This is a genomic window from Mesorhizobium sp. WSM4884, assembly GCF_029625675.1.
Taxonomy (GTDB): Bacteria; Pseudomonadota; Alphaproteobacteria; order Rhizobiales; family Rhizobiaceae; genus Mesorhizobium.
This window is the reverse complement of sequence record NZ_JARTVO010000022.1, coordinates 45,549-63,888: the sequence shown is the minus strand read 5'-3', so window position 1 is coordinate 63,888 and position 18,340 is coordinate 45,549. Positions and strand designations below refer to the sequence as shown.

The window sequence follows — 18,340 nt, the reverse complement described above, 5'->3', positions numbered from 1 at the left end:
CTCAGGCCGACTTCTTCTTGTCGTCGTCTTCGTCGATTTCCTCGAAGTCGGCGTCGACCACGTCCGAATCCTTGGCGGCGTCCGCCTTGGCGTCGGCTTCGGCCGCTTCCTTCTGCGAGGCCTCGTACATGGCCTGGCCAAGCTTCATCGAAGCTTCGGCGAGCGACTGCGACTTGGCCTCGATGTCGGCCACGTTGTCGCCCTCGGCGGCAGCCTTCAGCGCGCTGATGGCGTCGGCGATCGCGGTGCGGTCGGCCTCCGAGACCTTGTCGCCATAGTCCTTCAGCGACTTCTCGGACGAGTGCACCAGGGATTCGGCCTGGTTGCGGGCCTCGACGAGGGCGCGGCGCTTCTTGTCGGCCTCGGCATTGGCCTCGGCGTCCTTCACCATCTTCTCGATGTCGGCGTCGGACAGACCACCCGAGGCCTGGATGCGGATCTGGTGCTCCTTGCCGGTGCCCTTGTCCTTGGCCGAGACGTTGACGATGCCGTTGGCGTCGATGTCGAAGGTGACCTCGATCTGCGGCACGCCGCGCGGAGCCGGCGGGATGCCGACCAGGTCGAACTGGCCGAGCAGCTTGTTGTCGGCCGCCATCTCGCGCTCGCCCTGGAAGACGCGGATCGTCACCGCCGACTGCGAATCCTCGGCCGTCGAGAACACCTGGCTCTTCTTGGTCGGGATCGTGGTGTTGCGCTCGATCAGCCGGGTGAACACGCCGCCCAGCGTCTCGATGCCGAGCGACAGCGGCGTCACGTCGAGGAGCAGCACGTCCTTGACGTCACCCTGCAGCACGCCGGCCTGGATGGCGGCGCCGAGCGCGACCACCTCATCCGGGTTGACGCCCTTGTGCGGCTCCTTGCCGAAGAACTGTTTCACGATCTCCTGGATCTTGGGCATGCGGGTCATGCCGCCGACCAGCACCACCTCGTCGATTTCGCCCGCCTTGAGGCCGGCATCCTTGAGCGCCGCCTTGCAGGGGTCGATCGTGCGCTGCACGAGATCCTCGACCAGGCTCTCGAACTTCGCCCGGGTGAGCTTCATCGTCAGGTGCTTCGGCCCGGTGGCGTCGGCGGTGATGAAGGGCAGGTTGATCTCGGTCTGCGTCGTCGACGACAGCTCGATCTTAGCCTTCTCGGCGGCTTCCTTCAGGCGCTGCAGCGCGAGCTTGTCGGCCTTGAGGTCGATGCCCTGCTCCTTCTTGAACTCCGCCGCCAGGTACTCGACCAGGCGCATGTCGAAGTCCTCGCCGCCGAGGAAGGTGTCGCCGTTGGTCGACTTCACCTCGAAGACGCCGTCGCCGATCTCGAGCACCGAAATGTCGAACGTGCCGCCGCCAAGGTCATAGACGGCGATGGTCTTGCCGTCCTTCTTCTCGAGACCGTATGCGAGCGCGGCTGCCGTCGGCTCGTTGATGATGCGCAGCACCTCGAGCCCGGCGATCTTGCCGGCGTCCTTGGTCGCCTGACGCTGGGCGTCGTTGAAATAGGCCGGAACGGTGATAACTGCCTTCTCGACCTTCTCGCCGAGATAGGCTTCCGCCGTTTCCTTCATCTTCTGCAGGATCATGGCCGAGATCTGACTGGGCGACAGCTTCTTGCCGCCGGCCTCGACCCAGGCGTCGCCGTTGTCGCCCTTGACGATCTTGTAGGGGACAAGCTTCTTGTCCTTTTCCGTCACCGGGTCGTCGTAGCGGCGGCCGATCAGGCGCTTGACCGCGAAGATGGTGTTTTCAGGATTGGTGACCGCCTGGCGCTTGGCCGGCTGGCCGACGAGGCGTTCGCCGTCGCTGTTGATGGCGACGATGGAAGGGGTCGTGCGCGCGCCTTCCGCATTCTCGATAACCTTGGGCTCCTTGCCGTCCATGATGGCGATGCAGGAGTTCGTGGTTCCGAGGTCGATACCGATAACTTTTGCCATTGTTCTAGTCTCTCCTCTAAGCAGGCTCTCAGGACCCTGATAAGGCGTTCCGACGAAAGCCCCTGTTCACAAGAAATTCCGCCACGGTCCCCGCTTTTTCAAGGCCGGACGGCTGGCGCGTATATAAGAACAGGCGGCACGGGGCGCAAGCATCCTGCGCAAGGTGTCTGCTGTCCGGCAGGAGCCTGGAAAACGGATCAGCCCGTCATATGCCGGGGTCGATCCGGATTTGCTCTATCTAATTGTCCGGCGAGGATTTTTTCGGACGGGACGATCTCATCGATGCGCCGGTTGTATGTCGGGCGGGGAGACGCTTTGCCCTATGGGGCGTGACTTTGCGTCGCGAATAAGTCTGAAAAACGCCTTTGCCGCCATACGCCGGCGATCCGCCAGCGGAGAACATGGCCGCTTGGCAATCGAGGCATGCGGGACTACGAATAAGGCAAGATGCGGCAGATCGCCGGCACGAGCGCCGGCTTGGATCATGCGCGCCAAATCGATCCTGATCGGGATACTTGCCGGGATGGTCGCGTTCTCCGGCTGCACCATCAACGGCGCATTGCAGACGTCTCCTACGGCCTATGGCGGCCTCACCGATGCTGGCTTCCGCATTCCACCGGTTCCCATCTACAAGGTCGACCAGAAGTTCCGCCGGCAGACGGTGGCTTATCCGACCGACGAGGCACCCGGCACCATCATTGTCGATACAGGGGCGAAGTTCCTCTACTACGTGCTGGGAGATGGCCAGGCGATGCGCTACGGGATCGGCGTCGGCAAGGCGGGCTTCGAGTGGCATGGCACCGCTCACGTTGCGAGGAAGCGCGAATGGCCGGATTGGAGCGCGCCGTCGACGATGATCGTGCGCGAGCGCAATCGAGGCCACGTCATACCGGCCCATATGCAGGGCGGACTCATGAACCCGCTCGGGGCGCGGGCGCTCTATCTCTTCAACGAGAAAGGCGACACCGGATATCGCCTACACGGCAGCCCCGAATGGTGGTCCATTGGCAAAGCCGTTTCGGCGGGCTGCATCCGCCTGATGAATCAGGACATCATCGATCTCTACGACCGCGCCCCAATCGGCACCAAGGTGATCGTCTTATAGACGCCAAGTCGTTGCCCGTCGTGGCCTTGGTTGGCAACCGCGATGCCGTCTTACAGGATTGTTCGCGATGCCTTCGCACACCTGTTTGCGGTCTTCCCGTGCCAAAGGATCAGTTTTGGAACGCTTCCATGCAAAGCGCGCGCAGCTTCGGAAAGATGTGCCGTCCTCCGGCTATCACTTGCGTTCCCTGGCTGATGACGGTCTTCGGATCCGGCTTGAGGATCATTCCGCCCGCCTCTTCGACCAGAAGCATGCCGGCCAGGCAGTCCCAGGCATTCATGTGCTCCTCGACATAGCCGAGCAGCCGTCCGGCCGCGGCATAGGCCAGCATCAGCGCGCCGGAAGCATTCCTGAAGAACACGCCGCCTTCGGCCATGATCAGGCTGATCAGCACCGCGACATGTTCGGTGGCGGCCCGGTTCGAAAGCCCGGTTCCGACCGAGCCTTCGGAAAGCGCCGTGGCGCCGCTCGCCTTGATCGGCCGCCCGTTGACGAAAGCGCCGCCGCCAAGACGGCCGTGGAAGGTCTCGCCGGTCGAGGCCTCGTGGATGACGCCGACGACGGTCTCGCCGTCCCTGGCGCAGGCGACCACCACGCACCAGGCGGGAATGCCGCGCACGAAATTGGCGGTGCCGTCGATCGGGTCGATCACCCAGACATAGCCGGTCTTGCCGGCCGCCGGCGCGTGCTCCTCGCCGACGATGCCGTCGCCCGAATAGGCCTCGGCGATCGCCGCGCGTACGAAAAGCTCCACCTCGCGGTCGGCGTCCGAGACAAGATCCTGATGGCCCTTGCTCTCGATCGTCAGGTTTTCGAGGTCGCGAAAATATTTCAGCCCAAGCTCGCCGGCACGCCGCGCGAGGTCGATGGCGAACTGCATGCGCTGGTCGAGGTCGTCGGTCACGGGAAGGCTCGCGCTTGAGGAAGGGGACTGCCCTTAGCAGACGAGTATGTCAGGCAAAAGCCATCGGGTGGTCAGGCCGCTTGCGACGTCGACTTGTGGACGTCGGCAAGAATCTCGAAGGAACGCACCCGCGCCGCGTGGTCGAACATCTGCGCCGTCACCATCAATTCGTCGGCGCCGGTGCGGCGCATGAAGGCGTCGATACCCTGGCGAACCGTTTCCGGCGAGCCGACGACGGCGCAGGACAGCGCCTGGGCAAGCATGGTCCTGGCGACCGGATCGAGGTCGCGGTCATAGTTCTCCACTGGCGGCGGCAGCTGGCCTGGCCGGCCGCTGCGCAGATTGACGAAGGCCTGCTGTAGAGAGGTGAACAAGAGCTTCGCCTCGGCGTCGGTGGGCGCCGCAAAGACATTGAGGCCGAGCATGACATAGGGCTTGCCGAGCTGGGCCGACGGCTGGAAGCGCGTGCGGTAGACCTCCAGCGCGTGGTCGAGTTCGGCCGGCGCGAAATGCGAGGCGAAGGCATAGGGCAGGCCAAGTAGTGCCGCGAGCTGCGCGCCATAGAGGCTGGAGCCCAGGATCCAGATAGGTACGTCCTGGCCTTCGCCCGGCACCGCGCGGATGCGCTGTCCTTCCTCGGCCGGCTGGAAATAGCCCATCAGCTCGACCACGTCCTGGGGGAAGTTGTCGCTCGCCTCCAGATTGCGGCGCAGTGCCCGCGCCGTCATCATGTCGGTGCCTGGCGCGCGGCCGAGGCCGAGATCGATGCGGCCTGGAAAAAGCGCGTTGAGCGTGCCGAACTGCTCGGCAATCACCAGCGGCGCATGGTTGGGCAGCATGATGCCGCCGGCGCCGACGCGAATGGTCTTCGTGCCGCCCGCCACATGGGCGATGACGACGGAGGTCGCCGCACTGGCGATGCCCGGCATGTTGTGGTGCTCGGCGAGCCAATAGCGCTTGTAGCCCAGCCGCTCGGCGTGGCGGGCAAGGTCGAGCGAATTGGCGAGCGACTGCGAGGCATTGCTGCCTTGGGTGATCGGCGACAGGTCGAGAACCGAAAGGGCCGTCATTGATCAGGTCTCCACGATGTTCTTCTGCCGCAGCCTCGCCTCGAAGGCGGCGCGGTCGGGAATGACGACGGCAAGCTGGCTCTCCAGCACGTCGGCGAGCTCGGCGGCGCTCGCGATCTCCCGCTGCTCGGTGCGGCCGCCGAGATGATGGGTCGACAGCCGGTTGTTGCGCAGCGCGTAGCGCCTGTCCGGCAGGGCGCGCGCAGCAACCAATGTGGAAAGGAAATGCGAGCTCGGATGCGTCGACAGGAAATGGCTGCTCACCTGGTAATCAACCTCGTAGGCCCGCTGCATGTCGAAGCGGTAGAGCGTGCGCCAATTGCCGCCGATATTGGCCTGCAGGCGAAAATGATCGCCGTTCAGCGATGCGGAACGTCTCGTGCGGCGTCTGCTGTTCCAGGTCCGGCTCGAGCAGCAGCGGCGCCGTCAGCGTCAGGCCGCCGAAGCCGACATCGGCGATATGGGTTCTTCCATCGAGCTCGATGCGCAGCAGCATATGGCTGCGCGCCGTGACGGCGTCGTCCGGCTGGCCCCACAGCACGCGGGCGGCAAGCCCGCTGACGGTGAAATCCAGCTCTCCAAGCGCATGCATGAAGATCAGATTGTGCTCGAAGCAGTAGCCGCCGCGGCCCTGGCTGAAAACCTTGTCCTGCAGCGAAGCCGGATCGAGCCCGACAGAAACGCCCATCAGAGCATCGATATTCTCGAAGGGGATCGCTCGCGGATGGGCCAAATGCAGCGAGCGCAGCGTGGCGAGCGAGCTGTCGGTCGGCCCGCTATAGCCGATGCGGGCGAAATAGGCGTCGAGATCGAAATCGCTCATCAACATGGGGTCCGGCTTGACCGGCCCGATATAGGCACTCCCTGCCGCTGCCGCAAACGATGGGCAGGGTCTCGACATTGGGCCAGGGCATCACGCCCCGGACTTGTGGTTGTTCTCGCTCGGTTCGTCGTCGATGAGGATGGTCTGCTGTGCCGCTAGGAAGTTGCCGACATGGCTGAGGCCGTCGAAATGGTCGCAGAACACCTTGACGACCACCAGGAGCGGCACCGCCATCAGCGCGCCGACGAAACCCCACAGCCATGACCAGAAGGCGATGGCGATGAAGACCGCCACGGCGTTGAGCTCGAGCCGCCGGCCGACCACCGTCGGCGTCACGAACTGGCCTTCGACGACGTCGCACAACAGCACGAAGGCGGGCGCCAGCAGCGCGTAGGAGATCGTGTCGAAGCTGATCAACGCGATGACCGTCACCAGGAGGATGGTGATCAGCGCGCCGACATAGGGCAGGAAATTGAGGAGCGCCGCGGCCGCGCCCCAGACCAGCGGGTTCGGCATGCCGAGCCCCCACAGGCCAAGCCCGATCACCGTGCCGAGGCCGGCGTTGATGACTGCGACGGTGAGCAGGTAATGCGAGATCTCGCGCTCGACGTCATAGACGACGCGCAGCGCACGCTTCTTCTGGCTGAGGCTGGCGAAGGATTGGACGATCTTCTCGTAGAACAAGGTACCTGAGGCGAGCAGGAACAGCGACAGCACGAAGACGATCGTGATGCTGGTGCCGGCCCCCAGAATGTTGCCGGCTGCCGTGGGCAGGATGCCGGACGACGCCACCGCGACCTTCTGCACGCCCTGTTCCTGCGCTGTCTCCGTGAGCGCCTCCAGCTGGCGCGAGATATCCATCATCCTTTCGAGCGGGCGCTTGAACGGCGCCAGCCGCTCGGTGAGTTGCTGGCCGATCGACGAGGTGTTGTTGATGAGGTCGATGACCGGGCCGCTGAGCAGATACCCGGCGCTGGCGACGAAAAAGACCGAGAGCAACACCAGGAGGGTCGCGGAGAGCACGTCGGGAATACCGTGCTTGCGCAGGAAACGCGCGATCGGCGTCAGCGTCAGCGCCAGCAGGAAGGCGAGGATCACCGGCATGAAGAAAGCGCGGGCGAAATAGAGCGCGAATACCGTCAGCAGAACGAAGATGCCGATCAGCAGCGATCGCATCAGCCGCAATTCGGCGCGGGCGCCGGCGCGCGAATCCGGGCTTTCGGCAACGCTCGCGCCCGAAGCGGTCGTTTCGGCCTTCATAGGTTCCCCTCGCGATCGTCGAAGGAAACGTGCGCGCCGCGCCAAGGTTCCGTTAGTCGGCGGCTGGCTCCTTTGGTGCATGTCGCGCAAAAGTGCGCAGCGGTTTTGCGAAAACGACATGCATAAAAAACAAAGATCTAAAGTGCATCGCCTGAATCCGTTTCAGCGCGAAGCGCTTTAGGCGGCCGGCGCGGTCTTCGCCGTTTCCTCGCGCACGATCGGCGCCACCCTGGTGCCGTAAAGCTCGATCGCCTTCATGATCTTGGCGTGCGGCATGGTGCCGATAGCCATCTGCAGCAGGAAGCGATCGTTGCCGAAGATCTTGTGCTGGGCGACGATCTTTTCCGCCACCTCTTCGGGATTGCCGACGAACAAGGCACCACCCGGACCTCGCGCGTGATCGAAATGCGCCCGCGACGTTGGCCCCCAGCCGCGCTCGCGGCCGATGCGGTTCATCACCTCGGCCTGCGGACCGTAGAAATCGTCCGCTGCCTTCTCGGTCGTCTCGGCGATGAAGCCATGCACGTTGAGGCTGGTGGCAAGCGTGGCGGGATCCTTGCCGGCGCGCCTTGCCGCCTCGCGATAGATCTCGAACAGCGGCGCGAAGCGGCCCGGCTCGCCGCCGATGATGGCGAGCGCAAGCGGCAGGCCGAGCGCGCCGGCGCGAGCGGCGGACTGCGGCGTTCCGCCGATGGCGATCCAGATCGGCAGCTTGTCCTGGAAAGGCCGTGGATAGACGCCGCGGCCGTTGATCGGCGCGCGCAAGCGCCCTTGCCATGTCACCTTCACCTGGTCGCGGATGGCTAAAAGCAGGTCGAGCTTCTCGGCGAAGAGCTCGTCATAGTCTTCCAGATTGTAGCCGAACAGCGGGAAGGATTCGATGAAGGAGCCGCGCCCGGCCATGATCTCTGCGCGGCCGCCGGACAGGAGGTCGAGCGTCGCGAACTGCTGGAAGACCCGTACCGGATCGTCGGAGGAAAGCACGGTGACCGCGCTGGTGAGCTTGATGCGCTTCGTCCGCTCCGCTGCCGCCGCAAGCGCAACGACCGGCGCCGATGCCGCATAGTCGGGACGATGATGCTCGCCCAGGCCGAACACGTCGAGACCGACCTGATCGGCCAGCTCGATCTCCTCGATCAGGTTGCGCAGCCGTTCATGCGGGTCGATGGCGCCGGGGCCCGGTTCCGGGCTGACATCCGCGAAAGTGTAGAGGCCGAGTTCCATTTCGATTGCATCCCGATGCACGGTTTGAGCGTTGATTGTCGGCGCTAGAGGTAGCGGTCGGCCTTGCTGTTCGCCAGTGGCGCGATTTGTGAACGGTGCATCGCGCGGCCTTGACGTATCCCGGCGGCAACAGCGCAGATTTTCATGGCTGGCATACCGTTTTGGCGCTTGAACTCATCGCTTTCGCGCGTATGTAAGCGTCGCGAATTGACTGCAGGGAAGTGGACTTGGCTATCTACAGGGAAAAAGACATATTCGAGCGGCGCAACGCCGCGAACGAGGCAAAGAAGGCGCTCCTGGAGCGCTTCAAGGCAAAGCCGGCGGCGGACGATCCAGCGGTGCTGGCGCGCCAGGCGGAGCGCAAGGCGATCCTCGAGGCCCGTGCGATCCGCGAGGCCGAGAAGGCCAGACTGAAGCAGGAAAAGTTGGCGCGCGAGGCGACCGAGAAGGCCGAGCGCGAGGCGGCGGCCGAGGCTGCTCGCCTTGCTGCCGAACAGGCGGCGGCGGCCGAGGCCAAGATCCGCGAAGCCGAGGAAACCGAACGCATCGCCCGCCTGCTTGCCGAAGAGGCCGAGCGCAAGGCGAAGCGCGACGCGCGCTACGCCGCCCGCAAGGCGCGCGTCGGCCGCACGCCCCCGGGCTTCTCCGCCCGCTGACATAGTTTCGTTCGAAGACGGTTCAGGGTCGCCATCTGGCGGCCCTGAAGGCGTTTGTGCCGCATGCACCGGTGATTCTAATGCATGTCGCGCAAAGGTGTGCAGCGGTTTTGCGAAGACGATGTGTATAAGACAAGACCTAAAAGCGCGTCGCCTGGATCCGTTTCAGCGCGACGCGCTTTTAGGCCACGAGCTTCAACCCGACGATGCCGCAGACGATCAGGCCGATGCAGGCAAGCCGCACCGCGGTCGCCGGCTCGCCGAGCAGCCAGATGCCGAGCAATGCCGTGCCCACGGTGCCGATGCCGGTCCACACCGCATAGGCGGTGCCCACGGGCAGCATCTTCAGCGCCAGGCCGAGCAGGCCAAGGCTGACCATCATCGAGACGATGGTGAGAAGGGTCGGCAGCGGCTTCGAAAAACCGTCGGTATATTTGAGGCCGATAGCCCAGCCGATCTCGAACAGGCCGGCGAAGAAGAGAAAAATCCAGGACATCGCAAAGACTCCGTCATTCCAGCACCGGTCATCCGATGCCTGAGGTGGCGGGTCGTCCCGGCCGATTTCTTCGGGGAAGCGAGGTCGTCCTCGCCGCGTCGATATAGGAAGGTCCCGCTCCCCAATCAACAAAACACCGGCAGCACTCGGCATGCCGCCGGTTCAATTCCACATCGAGACGGATCAGCCGCTCTGGCGGCTTACTTCTCCTTGATGCGCATCGCCTTGACCGGCGGTGCCTTCGGAGCCGGGGCCGCGGCTGGTTTCTTCGCGTCCTTCTTCGGCTTGCGGGGTTCCTTGCCCGCCTTCATCGCACCCTTAGCCATGATTCGCTCCTCCGATTGTGGGCAGCCCAAGTGAAACAAGAGAAGCGCCCGACCGCAAGGGGCTGCTTGCCGCTTCGAAAGCCGGCACCTGGATGTCAACCGTTTTCCCTCTATCAGGCGGCGTCGACCGGATTTCGGGCAGCGGCTGCAGGATGGTTCGTCGGCATCTTGAACCTCGGATCGGCTGGCGCATTGTCTGTAGAGCTTCGGCCGTCGGGTCGTTAAGCTCGGTGCCTGGGGCAGGATCGGAAACGGATGGCAGGGCATAGCGGTTCGAAAAGGGTGATCTACGCCGCGCTCGCCGGCAATCTCGCGATCGCGTTGACCAAATTCGCCGCGGCACTCTTTACGGGCTCTTCGGCCATGCTGTCGGAAGGCGTGCATTCGCTGGTCGACACCGGCAACGGCGCGCTTCTGCTTTACGGCATGCATCGCGCCGCCCGCCCGCCCGACCGCACGCACCCGCTCGGCCACGGACGCGAACTCTACTTCTGGAGCTTTATCGTCGCGCTGCTGGTTTTCGCGCTGGGCGCCGGCGTTTCCTTCTATGAAGGCGTCATCCACATCATGGCGCCCGAGCCGGTCGTCAACGCCAAGGTCAACTACATCGTGCTCGGCCTCTCCTTCCTGTTCGAAGGCAGTTCCTGGCTGGTGGCGTTGAAGGAGTTCCGGGACCGGAAGGGAAAGCTGGGCTGGTTCCAGGCGGTGCGGACCAGCAAGGATCCCAGCGTCTACACCGTGCTGTTCGAGGACAGTGCCGCACTGCTTGGCCTGATTGTCGCGTTCGCGTGCATCCTTGCGTCCGAACTGCTAGAAATTCCCGAACTCGATGGTGCCGGCTCGATCGGCATCGCCATCATCCTTGGGGCGACCGCGGCCTTTCTGGCACGCGAGAGCAAGGGGCTGCTCATCGGCGAACCCGCCTCCCCTGAGGTGCAGCGCAAGGTCCTGGCGATCGCCGAGGATGATCCGGCGGTGCAGCGGGCGAACGGCATATTGAGCGTCCATATCGGCCCTGAGGAAATCGTCGCCGGCTTGAGCATCGAATTCGAGGATCATCTCACAGCGCCCGAGATCGAGGCGTGCATCGAGCGCCTGGAGGCGCGGCTGAACGAGGAGATGCCCGAGATCGCCAGGCTGTTCGTCAAGCCGCAGGCGACCGGCACATGGGAGCGCAGGCGCAAGGCTATCGCCGAGGCTTCCGAAGAGGATTAGATTTGAACCGGGACGGTCTTTTGGGAGCAAGCCAATGAGAATCGACGGCGGGTGCCACTGCGGCGCCATTACCTACGAGGCGGAGGTCGATCCCGAAAAGACCTCGATCTGCCATTGCACGGATTGCCAGCGGCTCACCGGCACGGCGTTCCGCGTCACTGTGCGGGTGCCGGAGGAGGATTATCGCATCACCAAGGGCGAGCCCAAGGTCTACATCAAGACCGGGGCGAGCGGCGCCAAGCGGGCGCAGGGCTTTTGCGGCGAGTGCGGCTCGCATCTTTACGCCACCTCCGTCGGCGACGGGCCGAAGGTTTATGGCATCAGGACGGGTACGGCGCGCCAGCGCGACCAGCTGGTGCCGAGGACGCAATACTGGCACCGCTCGGCGCTGCACTGGCTGCCGGAGTTCGAGGGCACCAGGGTCGTCGAGGAGCAGTAGGCTCAGAGCAATTCCAGGAAAGGTGCGTAACGGTTTTCCGTCCGGAATTGCGCAAAACAAATACTTAGAGCGGTTCGGCGATTCCGTGGAACGCTGAACCGCTCTAGTCGTCGCCTTCGACGACCCTCAGCCGCAATTGGCCCGTCTTGGAATCGGCCACCCGCGCGCCTGCTTCGGCCTTCGCCGGACCGCTCCGCGGCGGCTCGGCTTCCGTCTCGCCGAATTCCAGTGCCTCGATCTTCTGGCCGCGCTTGGTGACTTTCGACGTCGAGACGAGGATGTCGTCGATATCCTTGGCCGCTTGGCCGAAATGCGTCTGCAGCCGGCGCACGCGCTCGTCGACGCGCGCCACGTCTTCCATCAGGCGGATGACCTCGCCCTGGATGAGGTGCGCCTGCTCGCGCATGCGCGCGTCCTTCAGGATCGCCTGAATGACCTGGATCGACAGCATCAGCAGCGACGGCGAGACGATGACGACGCGGGCGCGGTGCGCCTTCTGCACCACCGCCTCGAAATTCTCATGGATCTCGGCGAACACCGATTCCGACGGCACGAACATAAAGGCCGTGTCCTGCGTCTCGCCCTGGATCAGGTATTTTTCGGCGATATCGCGGACATGCACCTCGATGTCCCGCCTGAACGCCTGCGCCGCCACCTTCTGCAGCTCGGCGCCCTCCGCGGCGCGGATGGCGTTCCACGCTTCCAGTGGGAACTTCGCGTCGATGGCAAGCATCGGCGCGCCATTGGGCATCCGCACCAGGCAGTCCGGACGGCTGCCGTTGGAGAGGCTCGCCTGGAACTCGTAGGCGCCGTGCGGCAGACCGTCGGCGATGATCGCTTCCATGCGCGACTGGCCGAAGGCGCCGCGCGTCTGCTTGTTGGAAAGGATCGCCTGCAGCTGCACGACCTGGCCGGCGAGAGACTGGATGTTGCCCTGCGCCGTGTCGATCACCGCCAGCCGCTCCTGCAGCTTGGCCAGGCTCTCATGCGTCGACTTCGTTTGCTCGGCCATGGTCTGGCCGAGGCGGCCGGTCATGGCGTCGAGCCGCTGGCCGAGCGATTGGGTCAGCTCGGCCTGCCTGGCGCCGAACACTTCGGCGATCGCGCCCATGCGCCCCTGCATCTCGGCCTGCGCCTGCAGGATGTCCGCCATCCGCGCCTCGGTGTCACGGGCATGATCGGCCGCTTCGGCTGCGGCAATCGCGCGCGCCTTGCCCGCGCGCCACAAGGCGATAACCAGCGCCAGGACCAATGCCAGCAGCAGCAGCGCGCCGAAGCCGAGCACCCCGCCGAGCGTGATCGTGGTGGCGCCGAGCCGCGCGACCGGTTGCGAAAGGATGGATGTCATGTCGTTCATGCCGGCAGCATAGCCGATTCGGCTTGCCGAAACAGATCAAAACGTGAACAGGTCGCAGCCGCCCCCGTTGACGCTTTTCCAACGACGTCTTAGGTGAGACGCCATGTCGATCAAGCCGCTCATCATCCTTCCCGATCCGATCCTGCGCCAGGTTTCCAAACCGGTCGAGCGCGTCGACGGCGATTTGCGCAAGCTCGCCGACGATATGCTGGAAACCATGTACGACGCGCCGGGCATCGGGCTGGCGGCAATCCAGGTCGGCGAGCCGCGGCGCTTGCTGGTCATCGACCTCGCCAAGGAGGGCGAGCCGCCTGCGCCGCATGTCTTCATCAATCCGGAAATCCTCGAAAGCTCCGACGAGCGCTCGGTCTATGAGGAAGGCTGCCTGTCGATCCCCGACTACTATGCCGAGGTCGAGCGTCCCGCAGCGGTTCGGGTGACGTATCTCGATCGCGACGGCAAGCTGCAGGAGATGCAGGCCGAGGGCCTGATGGCGACCTGCCTGCAGCACGAGATCGACCATCTCAACGGCGTGCTGTTCATCGACCACATCTCGAAATTGAAGCGCGACATGGTGGTCAGGAAATTCAAGAAGCTCGCCAAGGACAAGGCGCCGGGCAAGATGGTGGGCTAGGGGTCATGCCCCTTCGCGTCATCTTCATGGGCACGCCGGATTTTTCCGTGCCGACGCTCAGCGCCATTGCCGAGGCCGGCCACGACATCGCGGCCGTCTATACGCAGCCGCCGCGCGCGGCCGGCCGGCGCGGATTGGAGCTTACGCCGTCGCCTGTCCAGCGCGAGGCGGAGCGGCTTGGCCTCCAGGTGCGGACGCCGACATCGCTCAAGGGCGAGGCCGAGCAGCGAGCCTTTGCCGAGTTGCGGGCCGACGTCGCCGTGGTCGTCGCCTACGGCCTGCTTCTGCCGAAGCCCGTGCTGGAGGCGACCAGGCTCGGCTGCCTCAACGGCCATGCTTCGCTTTTGCCGCGCTGGCGCGGTGCCGCGCCCATCCAGCGCGCCATCATGGCCGGCGATGCCGAAACCGGCATGATGGTGATGCGCATGGAAGAGGGTCTGGACACCGGCCCGGTGGCGTTGGTTGAAAAATGCGCCATCGGACCCGATATGACCGCCGGCGAATTGCATGACCGCCTGATGGCTCAAGGCGCTTCGCTGATGGTGGAAGCACTGACGCGGCTGGGGATAAATTGTCTGACATTTACCCCGCAGCCGACGGAAGGGGTGACCTACGCCCGAAAGATCGATAAATCGGAGACGCGCGTAGACTGGACGCGGCCTGCCGGCGAAGTCCACAATCACATTCGCGGCCTCTCGCCCTTTCCGGGCGCGTGGTGCGAGGTCGAAATTGGTGGCCGCATGGAGCGGCTGAAACTGCTTCGCTCGACGCTTTCCGATGGCGTCGGCGAGTCGGGAGGTATTCTCGATGACCGGCTGACGGTCGCCTGCGGGTCAGGCGCGGTCCGGCTGGTCGAAGTTCAACGGGCGGGCGGAAGGCCCGCCGCCGCGCAGGAGTTCTTGCGCGGAGCCAAGATCGAAAAAGGAACGAAACTCAAATGAGCATGATGTCGATACGCGCGGCGACGCCGCGGGATCGCGAGGCGATCCGCCTTGTCGAAGAGCATGCGTTCGGCCAGCGGACCGAGGCCGGCTTGGTCGACGCGCTGGTGACCGGCGGCGATGCCGTCGTCGAGCTGGTGGCGGAAGAGGATGGCCAGGTCGTCGGCCACATCCTGTTTTCCAGGCTCGTGGTGCAGACGGGCGGCAAGCGCTTCGCGGCCGTGGCGCTGGCGCCGCTGGCGGTCGAGCCGTCCTTCCACGGCACCGGCATCGGCGGCGCGCTGATCCGCGAGGCGCATGTCCGCCTCAAGGAAGCCGGCGAGCGGCTTGCCGTGGTGCTGGGTGACCCGGCCTATTACGGGCGCTTCGGCTACAGCCATGCCCGCGCCGAGAAATTCGAGAGCGAATACCAGGGCGAGGCGCTGCAGGCGCTGGCCTGGGGCGAAGCGCCCGAGGCCGGCAAGCTGGTCTACGCTTCGGCCTTCACCGCGCTCGCTGCTTAGAGCATGATCCCGAACCGAAGGTCCGCGCCCGCGAAAAGGGGGAACCGGTTTTCGGGAAAGATCATGCTCAATCGAAAAAGCGCCGCGACGCGATCGCTGGCGGTCGTCTGAGCATGCCGCGTTTTCGGCTCGATATCGAATATGACGGCAGCCGATTCGCCGGCTGGCAGCATCAGGCGGACCAGCTTTCGGTGCAGCAGGCGATCGAGCAGGCGATCGAAAAGTTCTGCGGCGAACAGGTGAGGATACGTGCCGCCGGCCGCACCGATGCCGGCGTGCACGCCACCGCGCAGGTGGCGCATGTCGATCTCGCCAAAAGCTGGGCGGGCGACAAGGTGCGCGATGCCGTCAACGCCCATCTGCAGGCGGCCGGCGCGCGCATCGTCATCCTCAATGCGGCGCTCGTCGCCGACGGCTTCGACGCGCGCTTTTCCGCCACCGGCCGCCATTATCTCTACCGCATCCTCAACCGCCGCGCGCCCTCGGCGCTGGAAAAGGGCAAGGTCTGGTGGGTGCCGAAGCGCCTAGATGCCGAGGCCATGCATGAGGCGGCGAAGGTGCTGCTCGGGCGGCATGATTTCACCACCTTCCGCTCCACCCAATGCCAGGCCGAAAGCCCCGTCCGCACGCTTGCCCAACTTGACGTCAGCCGTATGGGCGATCTCATCGAGGTGCGGACCTCGGCGCGCTCGTTCCTGCACAACCAGGTGCGCTCGATGGTCGGCTCGTTGCGGCGGGTCGGCGACGGCTCGTGGAGCGCTGCCGATCTCAAGGAGGCGCTCGAAGCGCGCGACCGCGCCGCCTGCGGCCAGGTGGCGCCGCCGGATGGGCTGTTTCTGGTCGGGGTGGATTATCCTGCCGAGCAAACCGATCAGTCGGTGCCGCCCTCTGCCAGATCGTCTGACCAATTGGCGCCGCCGTAGAACAGGCGCAAAATCACCACGCGCTCGGGTTCCACAACGAAGGCAACGGTTATGCGGCGCTCAAATCAATCCGATGATCCGGAGGTCTGGCCGCACGTCATGGCGGCGCGTGCCGCGCTCAGAGCCATATTCGAGGCGCTCGCAGAAGGCGCGTAGATGGCTGCCGTAACGGTCGGCCGTCGCAGCGCCGCTGGCTTGCGCAATGACATTATAGATACGATCGAGGTCATCGCCTGCGTCAGGCGTATAGATGAGAGCCCGACGTTTCACGGCTTCTTCTGAGGACGCGTCGCATGGCGCTTGCGCGCCCGCTCGGCCATTTCCTCAGGCGATATGCCTTTGCCGGGATTGGCTTTCCAGGCGTCATAGGTCGGAGCGACCTCCTCGCGCAGCCAGCGCTCCACTGCGGCATCGCGCTCCTGCAGCGCGCGAAGCCCGGCGCGGATGACCTCGCTGCTGGTGGCGTAGGCGCCCGACTGAACAAGCTGGTCGATAAAGGCGGCTTGCTCCGACGGCAGGCTGAAAGTGCGTTTTTCCGTGGCGGACACGTGCTCTCTCCCGGGAGTCGGTATGAAATTATCATACCGGACCGACAGCAAATTGGAAGACCACCCCCGATCGGAAAGATCAGCCCCGTGCGCCGTTCGGTATGTCGATGCCGAGCAGCGCCTGCAGGCCGAACAGGACGAGCAGGGAGGCCACGAACATGCCGGCAAACACTGCCGTGCCGATGGCCGCGCCCTTGCCGATCGTCGCGTTGGTCATGCGCCAGGTCAGCACCATCGACAGCGCGAACAGAAGCAGCGAGACCAACCCGCTGATCTCGTCGGTCGAAGGCAGGAACAGCCTCAGCAGCGCCGACGGCAGCATCAGCCAGGCGATGATCGCGGAGGCCCAGTTGGAGGCGACGACGTAGTGGACGAAGCGGCCGCCGATGCCGGCGCGCGGCGCGACCAGCGCAAGCGCCACCAGCGGCAGCACCCAGGAGCCGATGTCGACCGTCGCCAGCTTGAGCAGCATGCCGAGGCGACCGGCAAAAGCGTTCGGATCGCCGATCTCGTTGGCGATGCCGACCCAGCCGACGATCAGCGCCGGCGCCGCCACGACGATGGCGAAGAAGGAATTCCAGAAGCCGTCCGCCGTAAGGTCGAGCATGCGCAGGCCGTCGGCCTTGCCGAGCATCAGCCGCCAGGCGCCGGCCAGCGAAGCATAGGTTTCGTCTGCCGAAAGCATGGTCACGCGAGGCCCTGTCCGAACCAGTCTTCGATGAAACGTTCGTAGATTTGCGTCAGCGTCTCCAGGTCGGCGACCGCCACACGCTCGTCCACCATGTGCATCGTCTTGCCGACCAGCCCGAACTCGACCACCGGGCAATAATCCTTGATGAAGCGTGCATCCGACGTGCCGCCGGAGGTGGAGAGCGCCGGTGTCCTGCCGACCACGGCGGCAACCGACGCGCTCAGCGTGTCGACCAGCTTGTCGTCGCGAGTGAGGAAGACATGGCTCGGCCGGTCGCGCCAGACAAGCTCGTAGTCGACTGGCGTCTTCTTGCCTGGCCGGTATTTCTTGCGCCCGGCCGCCTGGTCGAGCCGGTTGTGGATCTCGGCCTGGATCGTTTCGGCGTCCCAGGTGTCGTTGAAGCGGATGTTGAACGTGGCGGTCGCCTTGGCCGGGATGACATTGGTCGCCGGGTTGCCGACGTCGATCGACGTCACCTCGAGATTGGTCGGCTGGAAATCCCCGGTTCCCTTGTCGAACACCGGATGCAGCAGCGCGTCGACCAGGCTGATGAGACCGCGCACCGGGTTGTCGGCAAGCTGCGGATAGGCGGCGTGGCCCTGGCGGCCGTTGACGATGACGCTGCCGGACAGCGAGCCGCGCCGGCCGATCTTGATCATGTCGCCGAGCGCATCCGGATTGGTCGGCTCGCCGACGATCGAGGCGTCCCATTTCTCGCCCTTGGCGGCCGCCCAGTCGAGCAGCTTCGTCGTGCCGTTGATGGCGGGCCCTTCTTCGTCGCCCGTGATCAGCAGCGAAACCGAGCCTTTCGGTCCGCCATTTCTTTCGATGTGGCGCGCCACGGCGGCGATGAAGCAGGCGATGCCGCCCTTCATGTCGACGGCGCCGCGGCCATACATCTCGCCATTGGCGATCTCGGCGGCAAACGGCGGATGCGTCCAGGCCGCCTCGTCGCCAACCGGCACGACGTCGGTATGGCCGGCAAACATCAGATGCGGGCCATTGCCGGAGCGGCGCGCATAGAGGTTTTCGATGTCCGGCGTGCCGCTTTCCGAGAACAGCGGCCGCTCGACCGAGAAGCCGAGCGGCTTCAGCATGTCCTCCAGCGTCCGCAGCGCGCCGCCTTCGGCGGGCGTCACGGAAGGACAGCGGATCAGGGCGGCAAGATTCTGGGCGGGGTCGGTCGGCAATTTCATAGGCAAAGCGATAGTCGAAAGCAGTAACTCTGTCACGGTGGCAGATGATCGCCGATCATGCCACCGACAATATGGTTATGGTTGTCATGTCGTATAGTCGCGCGAGCCAGC

Annotated in this window: 20 protein-coding genes and 1 pseudogene; 8 read left to right on the top strand and 13 right to left on the bottom strand. The window is 64.8% G+C overall.

Annotation, left to right across the window (positions count from 1 at the left end):
• Position 1: 1 nt before the first annotated feature.
• Positions 2 to 1,918 (bottom strand): molecular chaperone DnaK, encoded by a 1,917-nt coding sequence (gene dnaK / locus P9236_RS26075; RefSeq protein ID WP_278077509.1) that lies wholly within the window; start codon positions 1,916 to 1,918, stop codon positions 2 to 4.
• A 484-nt stretch (positions 1,919 to 2,402) separates the two neighbouring features.
• Between dnaK and P9236_RS26070 the strand changes: the two genes are divergently transcribed.
• Complete coding sequence (locus tag P9236_RS26070) at positions 2,403 to 3,023, top strand: L,D-transpeptidase (RefSeq protein WP_278077508.1); 621 nt, start codon at positions 2,403 to 2,405, stop codon at positions 3,021 to 3,023.
• A 109-nt stretch (positions 3,024 to 3,132) separates the two neighbouring features.
• On the opposite strand, the gene P9236_RS26065 is transcribed toward P9236_RS26070, so the two are convergent.
• The 5 genes and pseudogenes from P9236_RS26065 to P9236_RS26045 form a co-directional block, all read right to left on the bottom strand.
• A complete protein-coding gene (locus P9236_RS26065; RefSeq protein WP_278077507.1) occupies positions 3,133 to 3,927 on the bottom strand; it encodes an inositol monophosphatase family protein in 795 nt (264 codons plus the stop codon).
• 71 nt (positions 3,928 to 3,998) lie between these two features.
• Positions 3,999 to 4,997 carry an LLM class flavin-dependent oxidoreductase gene (locus P9236_RS26060; RefSeq protein WP_278077506.1) on the bottom strand — a complete coding sequence of 333 codons (999 nt, stop codon included), beginning with the start codon at positions 4,995 to 4,997 and terminating at the stop codon, positions 3,999 to 4,001.
• Positions 4,998 to 5,000: 3 nt separating this feature from the next.
• Positions 5,001 to 5,820: pseudogene (locus P9236_RS26055) on the bottom strand (arylamine N-acetyltransferase).
• A gap of 90 nt (positions 5,821 to 5,910) precedes the next feature.
• Positions 5,911 to 7,080: an AI-2E family transporter gene (locus P9236_RS26050; RefSeq protein WP_278077505.1), complete on the bottom strand. Its 1,170-nt coding sequence runs from the start codon at positions 7,078 to 7,080 to the stop codon at positions 5,911 to 5,913.
• A 177-nt stretch (positions 7,081 to 7,257) separates the two neighbouring features.
• Positions 7,258 to 8,304 carry an LLM class flavin-dependent oxidoreductase gene (locus tag P9236_RS26045; RefSeq protein WP_278077504.1) on the bottom strand — a complete coding sequence of 349 codons (1,047 nt, stop codon included), beginning with the start codon at positions 8,302 to 8,304 and terminating at the stop codon, positions 7,258 to 7,260.
• 227 nt (positions 8,305 to 8,531) lie between these two features.
• On the opposite strand from P9236_RS26045, the gene P9236_RS26040 reads away from it, so the two are divergent.
• Positions 8,532 to 8,960, top strand: a complete 429-nt coding sequence (locus tag P9236_RS26040) for a DUF6481 family protein (protein WP_278077503.1) — start codon at positions 8,532 to 8,534, stop codon at positions 8,958 to 8,960.
• A gap of 181 nt (positions 8,961 to 9,141) precedes the next feature.
• Here P9236_RS26040 and sugE read toward each other — a convergent pair whose 3' ends face one another.
• Positions 9,142 to 9,456: a quaternary ammonium compound efflux SMR transporter SugE gene (sugE, locus tag P9236_RS26035; protein ID WP_278077502.1), complete on the bottom strand. Its 315-nt coding sequence runs from the start codon at positions 9,454 to 9,456 to the stop codon at positions 9,142 to 9,144.
• A 200-nt stretch (positions 9,457 to 9,656) separates the two neighbouring features.
• Positions 9,657 to 9,782, bottom strand: coding sequence for a hypothetical protein (locus tag P9236_RS26030; protein WP_082953831.1), 126 nt, complete (start codon positions 9,780 to 9,782; stop codon positions 9,657 to 9,659).
• A 255-nt stretch (positions 9,783 to 10,037) separates the two neighbouring features.
• Here P9236_RS26030 and P9236_RS26025 point away from each other — a divergent pair, with 255 nt between their 5' ends.
• Positions 10,038 to 10,997 carry a cation diffusion facilitator family transporter gene (locus P9236_RS26025; protein ID WP_278077501.1) on the top strand — a complete coding sequence of 320 codons (960 nt, stop codon included), beginning with the start codon at positions 10,038 to 10,040 and terminating at the stop codon, positions 10,995 to 10,997.
• A gap of 34 nt (positions 10,998 to 11,031) precedes the next feature.
• Entirely contained in the window at positions 11,032 to 11,436 is a 405-nt protein-coding gene (locus P9236_RS26020) for a GFA family protein (RefSeq protein ID WP_278077500.1), read from the top strand.
• Positions 11,437 to 11,539: 103 nt separating this feature from the next.
• On the opposite strand, the gene P9236_RS26015 is transcribed toward P9236_RS26020, so the two are convergent.
• Positions 11,540 to 12,793 (bottom strand): DNA recombination protein RmuC, encoded by a 1,254-nt coding sequence (locus P9236_RS26015; protein WP_278077499.1) that lies wholly within the window; start codon positions 12,791 to 12,793, stop codon positions 11,540 to 11,542.
• Between the two features lie 103 nt (positions 12,794 to 12,896).
• On the opposite strand from P9236_RS26015, the gene def reads away from it, so the two are divergent.
• The 4 genes from def to truA all read left to right on the top strand — a co-directional run bounded on the left by def (position 12,897) and on the right by truA (position 15,794).
• Positions 12,897 to 13,427, top strand: coding sequence for a peptide deformylase (gene def / locus P9236_RS26010; protein WP_278077498.1), 531 nt, complete (start codon positions 12,897 to 12,899; stop codon positions 13,425 to 13,427).
• Between the two features lie 5 nt (positions 13,428 to 13,432).
• Positions 13,433 to 14,368 carry a methionyl-tRNA formyltransferase gene (fmt, locus tag P9236_RS26005; protein ID WP_278077497.1) on the top strand — a complete coding sequence of 312 codons (936 nt, stop codon included), beginning with the start codon at positions 13,433 to 13,435 and terminating at the stop codon, positions 14,366 to 14,368.
• Entirely contained in the window at positions 14,365 to 14,871 is a 507-nt protein-coding gene (locus tag P9236_RS26000) for an N-acetyltransferase (protein WP_278077496.1), read from the top strand. Before fmt ends, P9236_RS26000 begins: the two co-directional genes overlap by 4 nt.
• A gap of 113 nt (positions 14,872 to 14,984) precedes the next feature.
• Positions 14,985 to 15,794 carry a tRNA pseudouridine(38-40) synthase TruA gene (gene truA, locus P9236_RS25995; protein WP_278077495.1) on the top strand — a complete coding sequence of 270 codons (810 nt, stop codon included), beginning with the start codon at positions 14,985 to 14,987 and terminating at the stop codon, positions 15,792 to 15,794.
• 60 nt (positions 15,795 to 15,854) lie between these two features.
• Here truA and P9236_RS25990 read toward each other — a convergent pair whose 3' ends face one another.
• The 4 genes from P9236_RS25990 to dapE all read right to left on the bottom strand — a co-directional run bounded on the left by P9236_RS25990 (position 15,855) and on the right by dapE (position 18,229).
• Positions 15,855 to 16,064, bottom strand: a complete 210-nt coding sequence (locus tag P9236_RS25990; protein WP_278077494.1) for a type II toxin-antitoxin system RelE/ParE family toxin — start codon at positions 16,062 to 16,064, stop codon at positions 15,855 to 15,857.
• The gene (locus P9236_RS25985; RefSeq protein WP_278077493.1) at positions 16,061 to 16,342 is read right to left on the bottom strand and encodes a type II toxin-antitoxin system ParD family antitoxin; all 282 of its coding nucleotides are present in this window, start codon (positions 16,340 to 16,342) and stop codon (positions 16,061 to 16,063) included. The genes P9236_RS25990 and P9236_RS25985 overlap by 4 nt, the downstream gene beginning before the upstream one ends.
• Positions 16,343 to 16,421: 79 nt before the next feature.
• Complete coding sequence (locus tag P9236_RS25980; RefSeq protein WP_278077530.1) at positions 16,422 to 17,027, bottom strand: transporter; 606 nt, start codon at positions 17,025 to 17,027, stop codon at positions 16,422 to 16,424.
• A 2-nt stretch (positions 17,028 to 17,029) separates the two neighbouring features.
• Positions 17,030 to 18,229 carry a succinyl-diaminopimelate desuccinylase gene (gene dapE, locus P9236_RS25975; RefSeq protein WP_278077492.1) on the bottom strand — a complete coding sequence of 400 codons (1,200 nt, stop codon included), beginning with the start codon at positions 18,227 to 18,229 and terminating at the stop codon, positions 17,030 to 17,032.
• Between the last annotated feature and the right edge of the window lie 111 nt (positions 18,230 to 18,340).

Excerpts from the sequence above, each read along its gene's own strand:
- dnaK (WP_278077509.1), bottom strand. The coding sequence starts at position 1,918 with ATGGCAAAAGTTATCGGTATCGACCTCGGAACCACGAACTCCTGCATC.
- P9236_RS26070 (WP_278077508.1), top strand. The coding sequence starts at position 2,403 with ATGCGCGCCAAATCGATCCTGATCGGGATACTTGCCGGGATGGTCGCG.
- P9236_RS26060 (WP_278077506.1), bottom strand. The coding sequence starts at position 4,997 with ATGACGGCCCTTTCGGTTCTCGACCTGTCGCCGATCACCCAAGGCAGC.
- P9236_RS26050 (WP_278077505.1), bottom strand. The coding sequence starts at position 7,080 with ATGAAGGCCGAAACGACCGCTTCGGGCGCGAGCGTTGCCGAAAGCCCG.
- P9236_RS26045 (WP_278077504.1), bottom strand. The coding sequence starts at position 8,304 with ATGGAACTCGGCCTCTACACTTTCGCGGATGTCAGCCCGGAACCGGGC.
- sugE (WP_278077502.1), bottom strand. The coding sequence starts at position 9,456 with ATGTCCTGGATTTTTCTCTTCTTCGCCGGCCTGTTCGAGATCGGCTGG.
- P9236_RS26030 (WP_082953831.1), bottom strand. The coding sequence starts at position 9,782 with ATGGCTAAGGGTGCGATGAAGGCGGGCAAGGAACCCCGCAAGCCGAAG.
- P9236_RS26025 (WP_278077501.1), top strand. The coding sequence starts at position 10,038 with ATGGCAGGGCATAGCGGTTCGAAAAGGGTGATCTACGCCGCGCTCGCC.
- P9236_RS26020 (WP_278077500.1), top strand. The coding sequence starts at position 11,032 with ATGAGAATCGACGGCGGGTGCCACTGCGGCGCCATTACCTACGAGGCG.
- P9236_RS26015 (WP_278077499.1), bottom strand. The coding sequence starts at position 12,793 with ATGAACGACATGACATCCATCCTTTCGCAACCGGTCGCGCGGCTCGGC.
- def (WP_278077498.1), top strand. The coding sequence starts at position 12,897 with ATGTCGATCAAGCCGCTCATCATCCTTCCCGATCCGATCCTGCGCCAG.
- fmt (WP_278077497.1), top strand. The coding sequence starts at position 13,433 with ATGCCCCTTCGCGTCATCTTCATGGGCACGCCGGATTTTTCCGTGCCG.
- P9236_RS26000 (WP_278077496.1), top strand. The coding sequence starts at position 14,365 with ATGAGCATGATGTCGATACGCGCGGCGACGCCGCGGGATCGCGAGGCG.
- truA (WP_278077495.1), top strand. The coding sequence starts at position 14,985 with ATGCCGCGTTTTCGGCTCGATATCGAATATGACGGCAGCCGATTCGCC.
- P9236_RS25980 (WP_278077530.1), bottom strand. The coding sequence starts at position 17,027 with ATGCTTTCGGCAGACGAAACCTATGCTTCGCTGGCCGGCGCCTGGCGG.
- dapE (WP_278077492.1), bottom strand. The coding sequence starts at position 18,229 with ATGAAATTGCCGACCGACCCCGCCCAGAATCTTGCCGCCCTGATCCGC.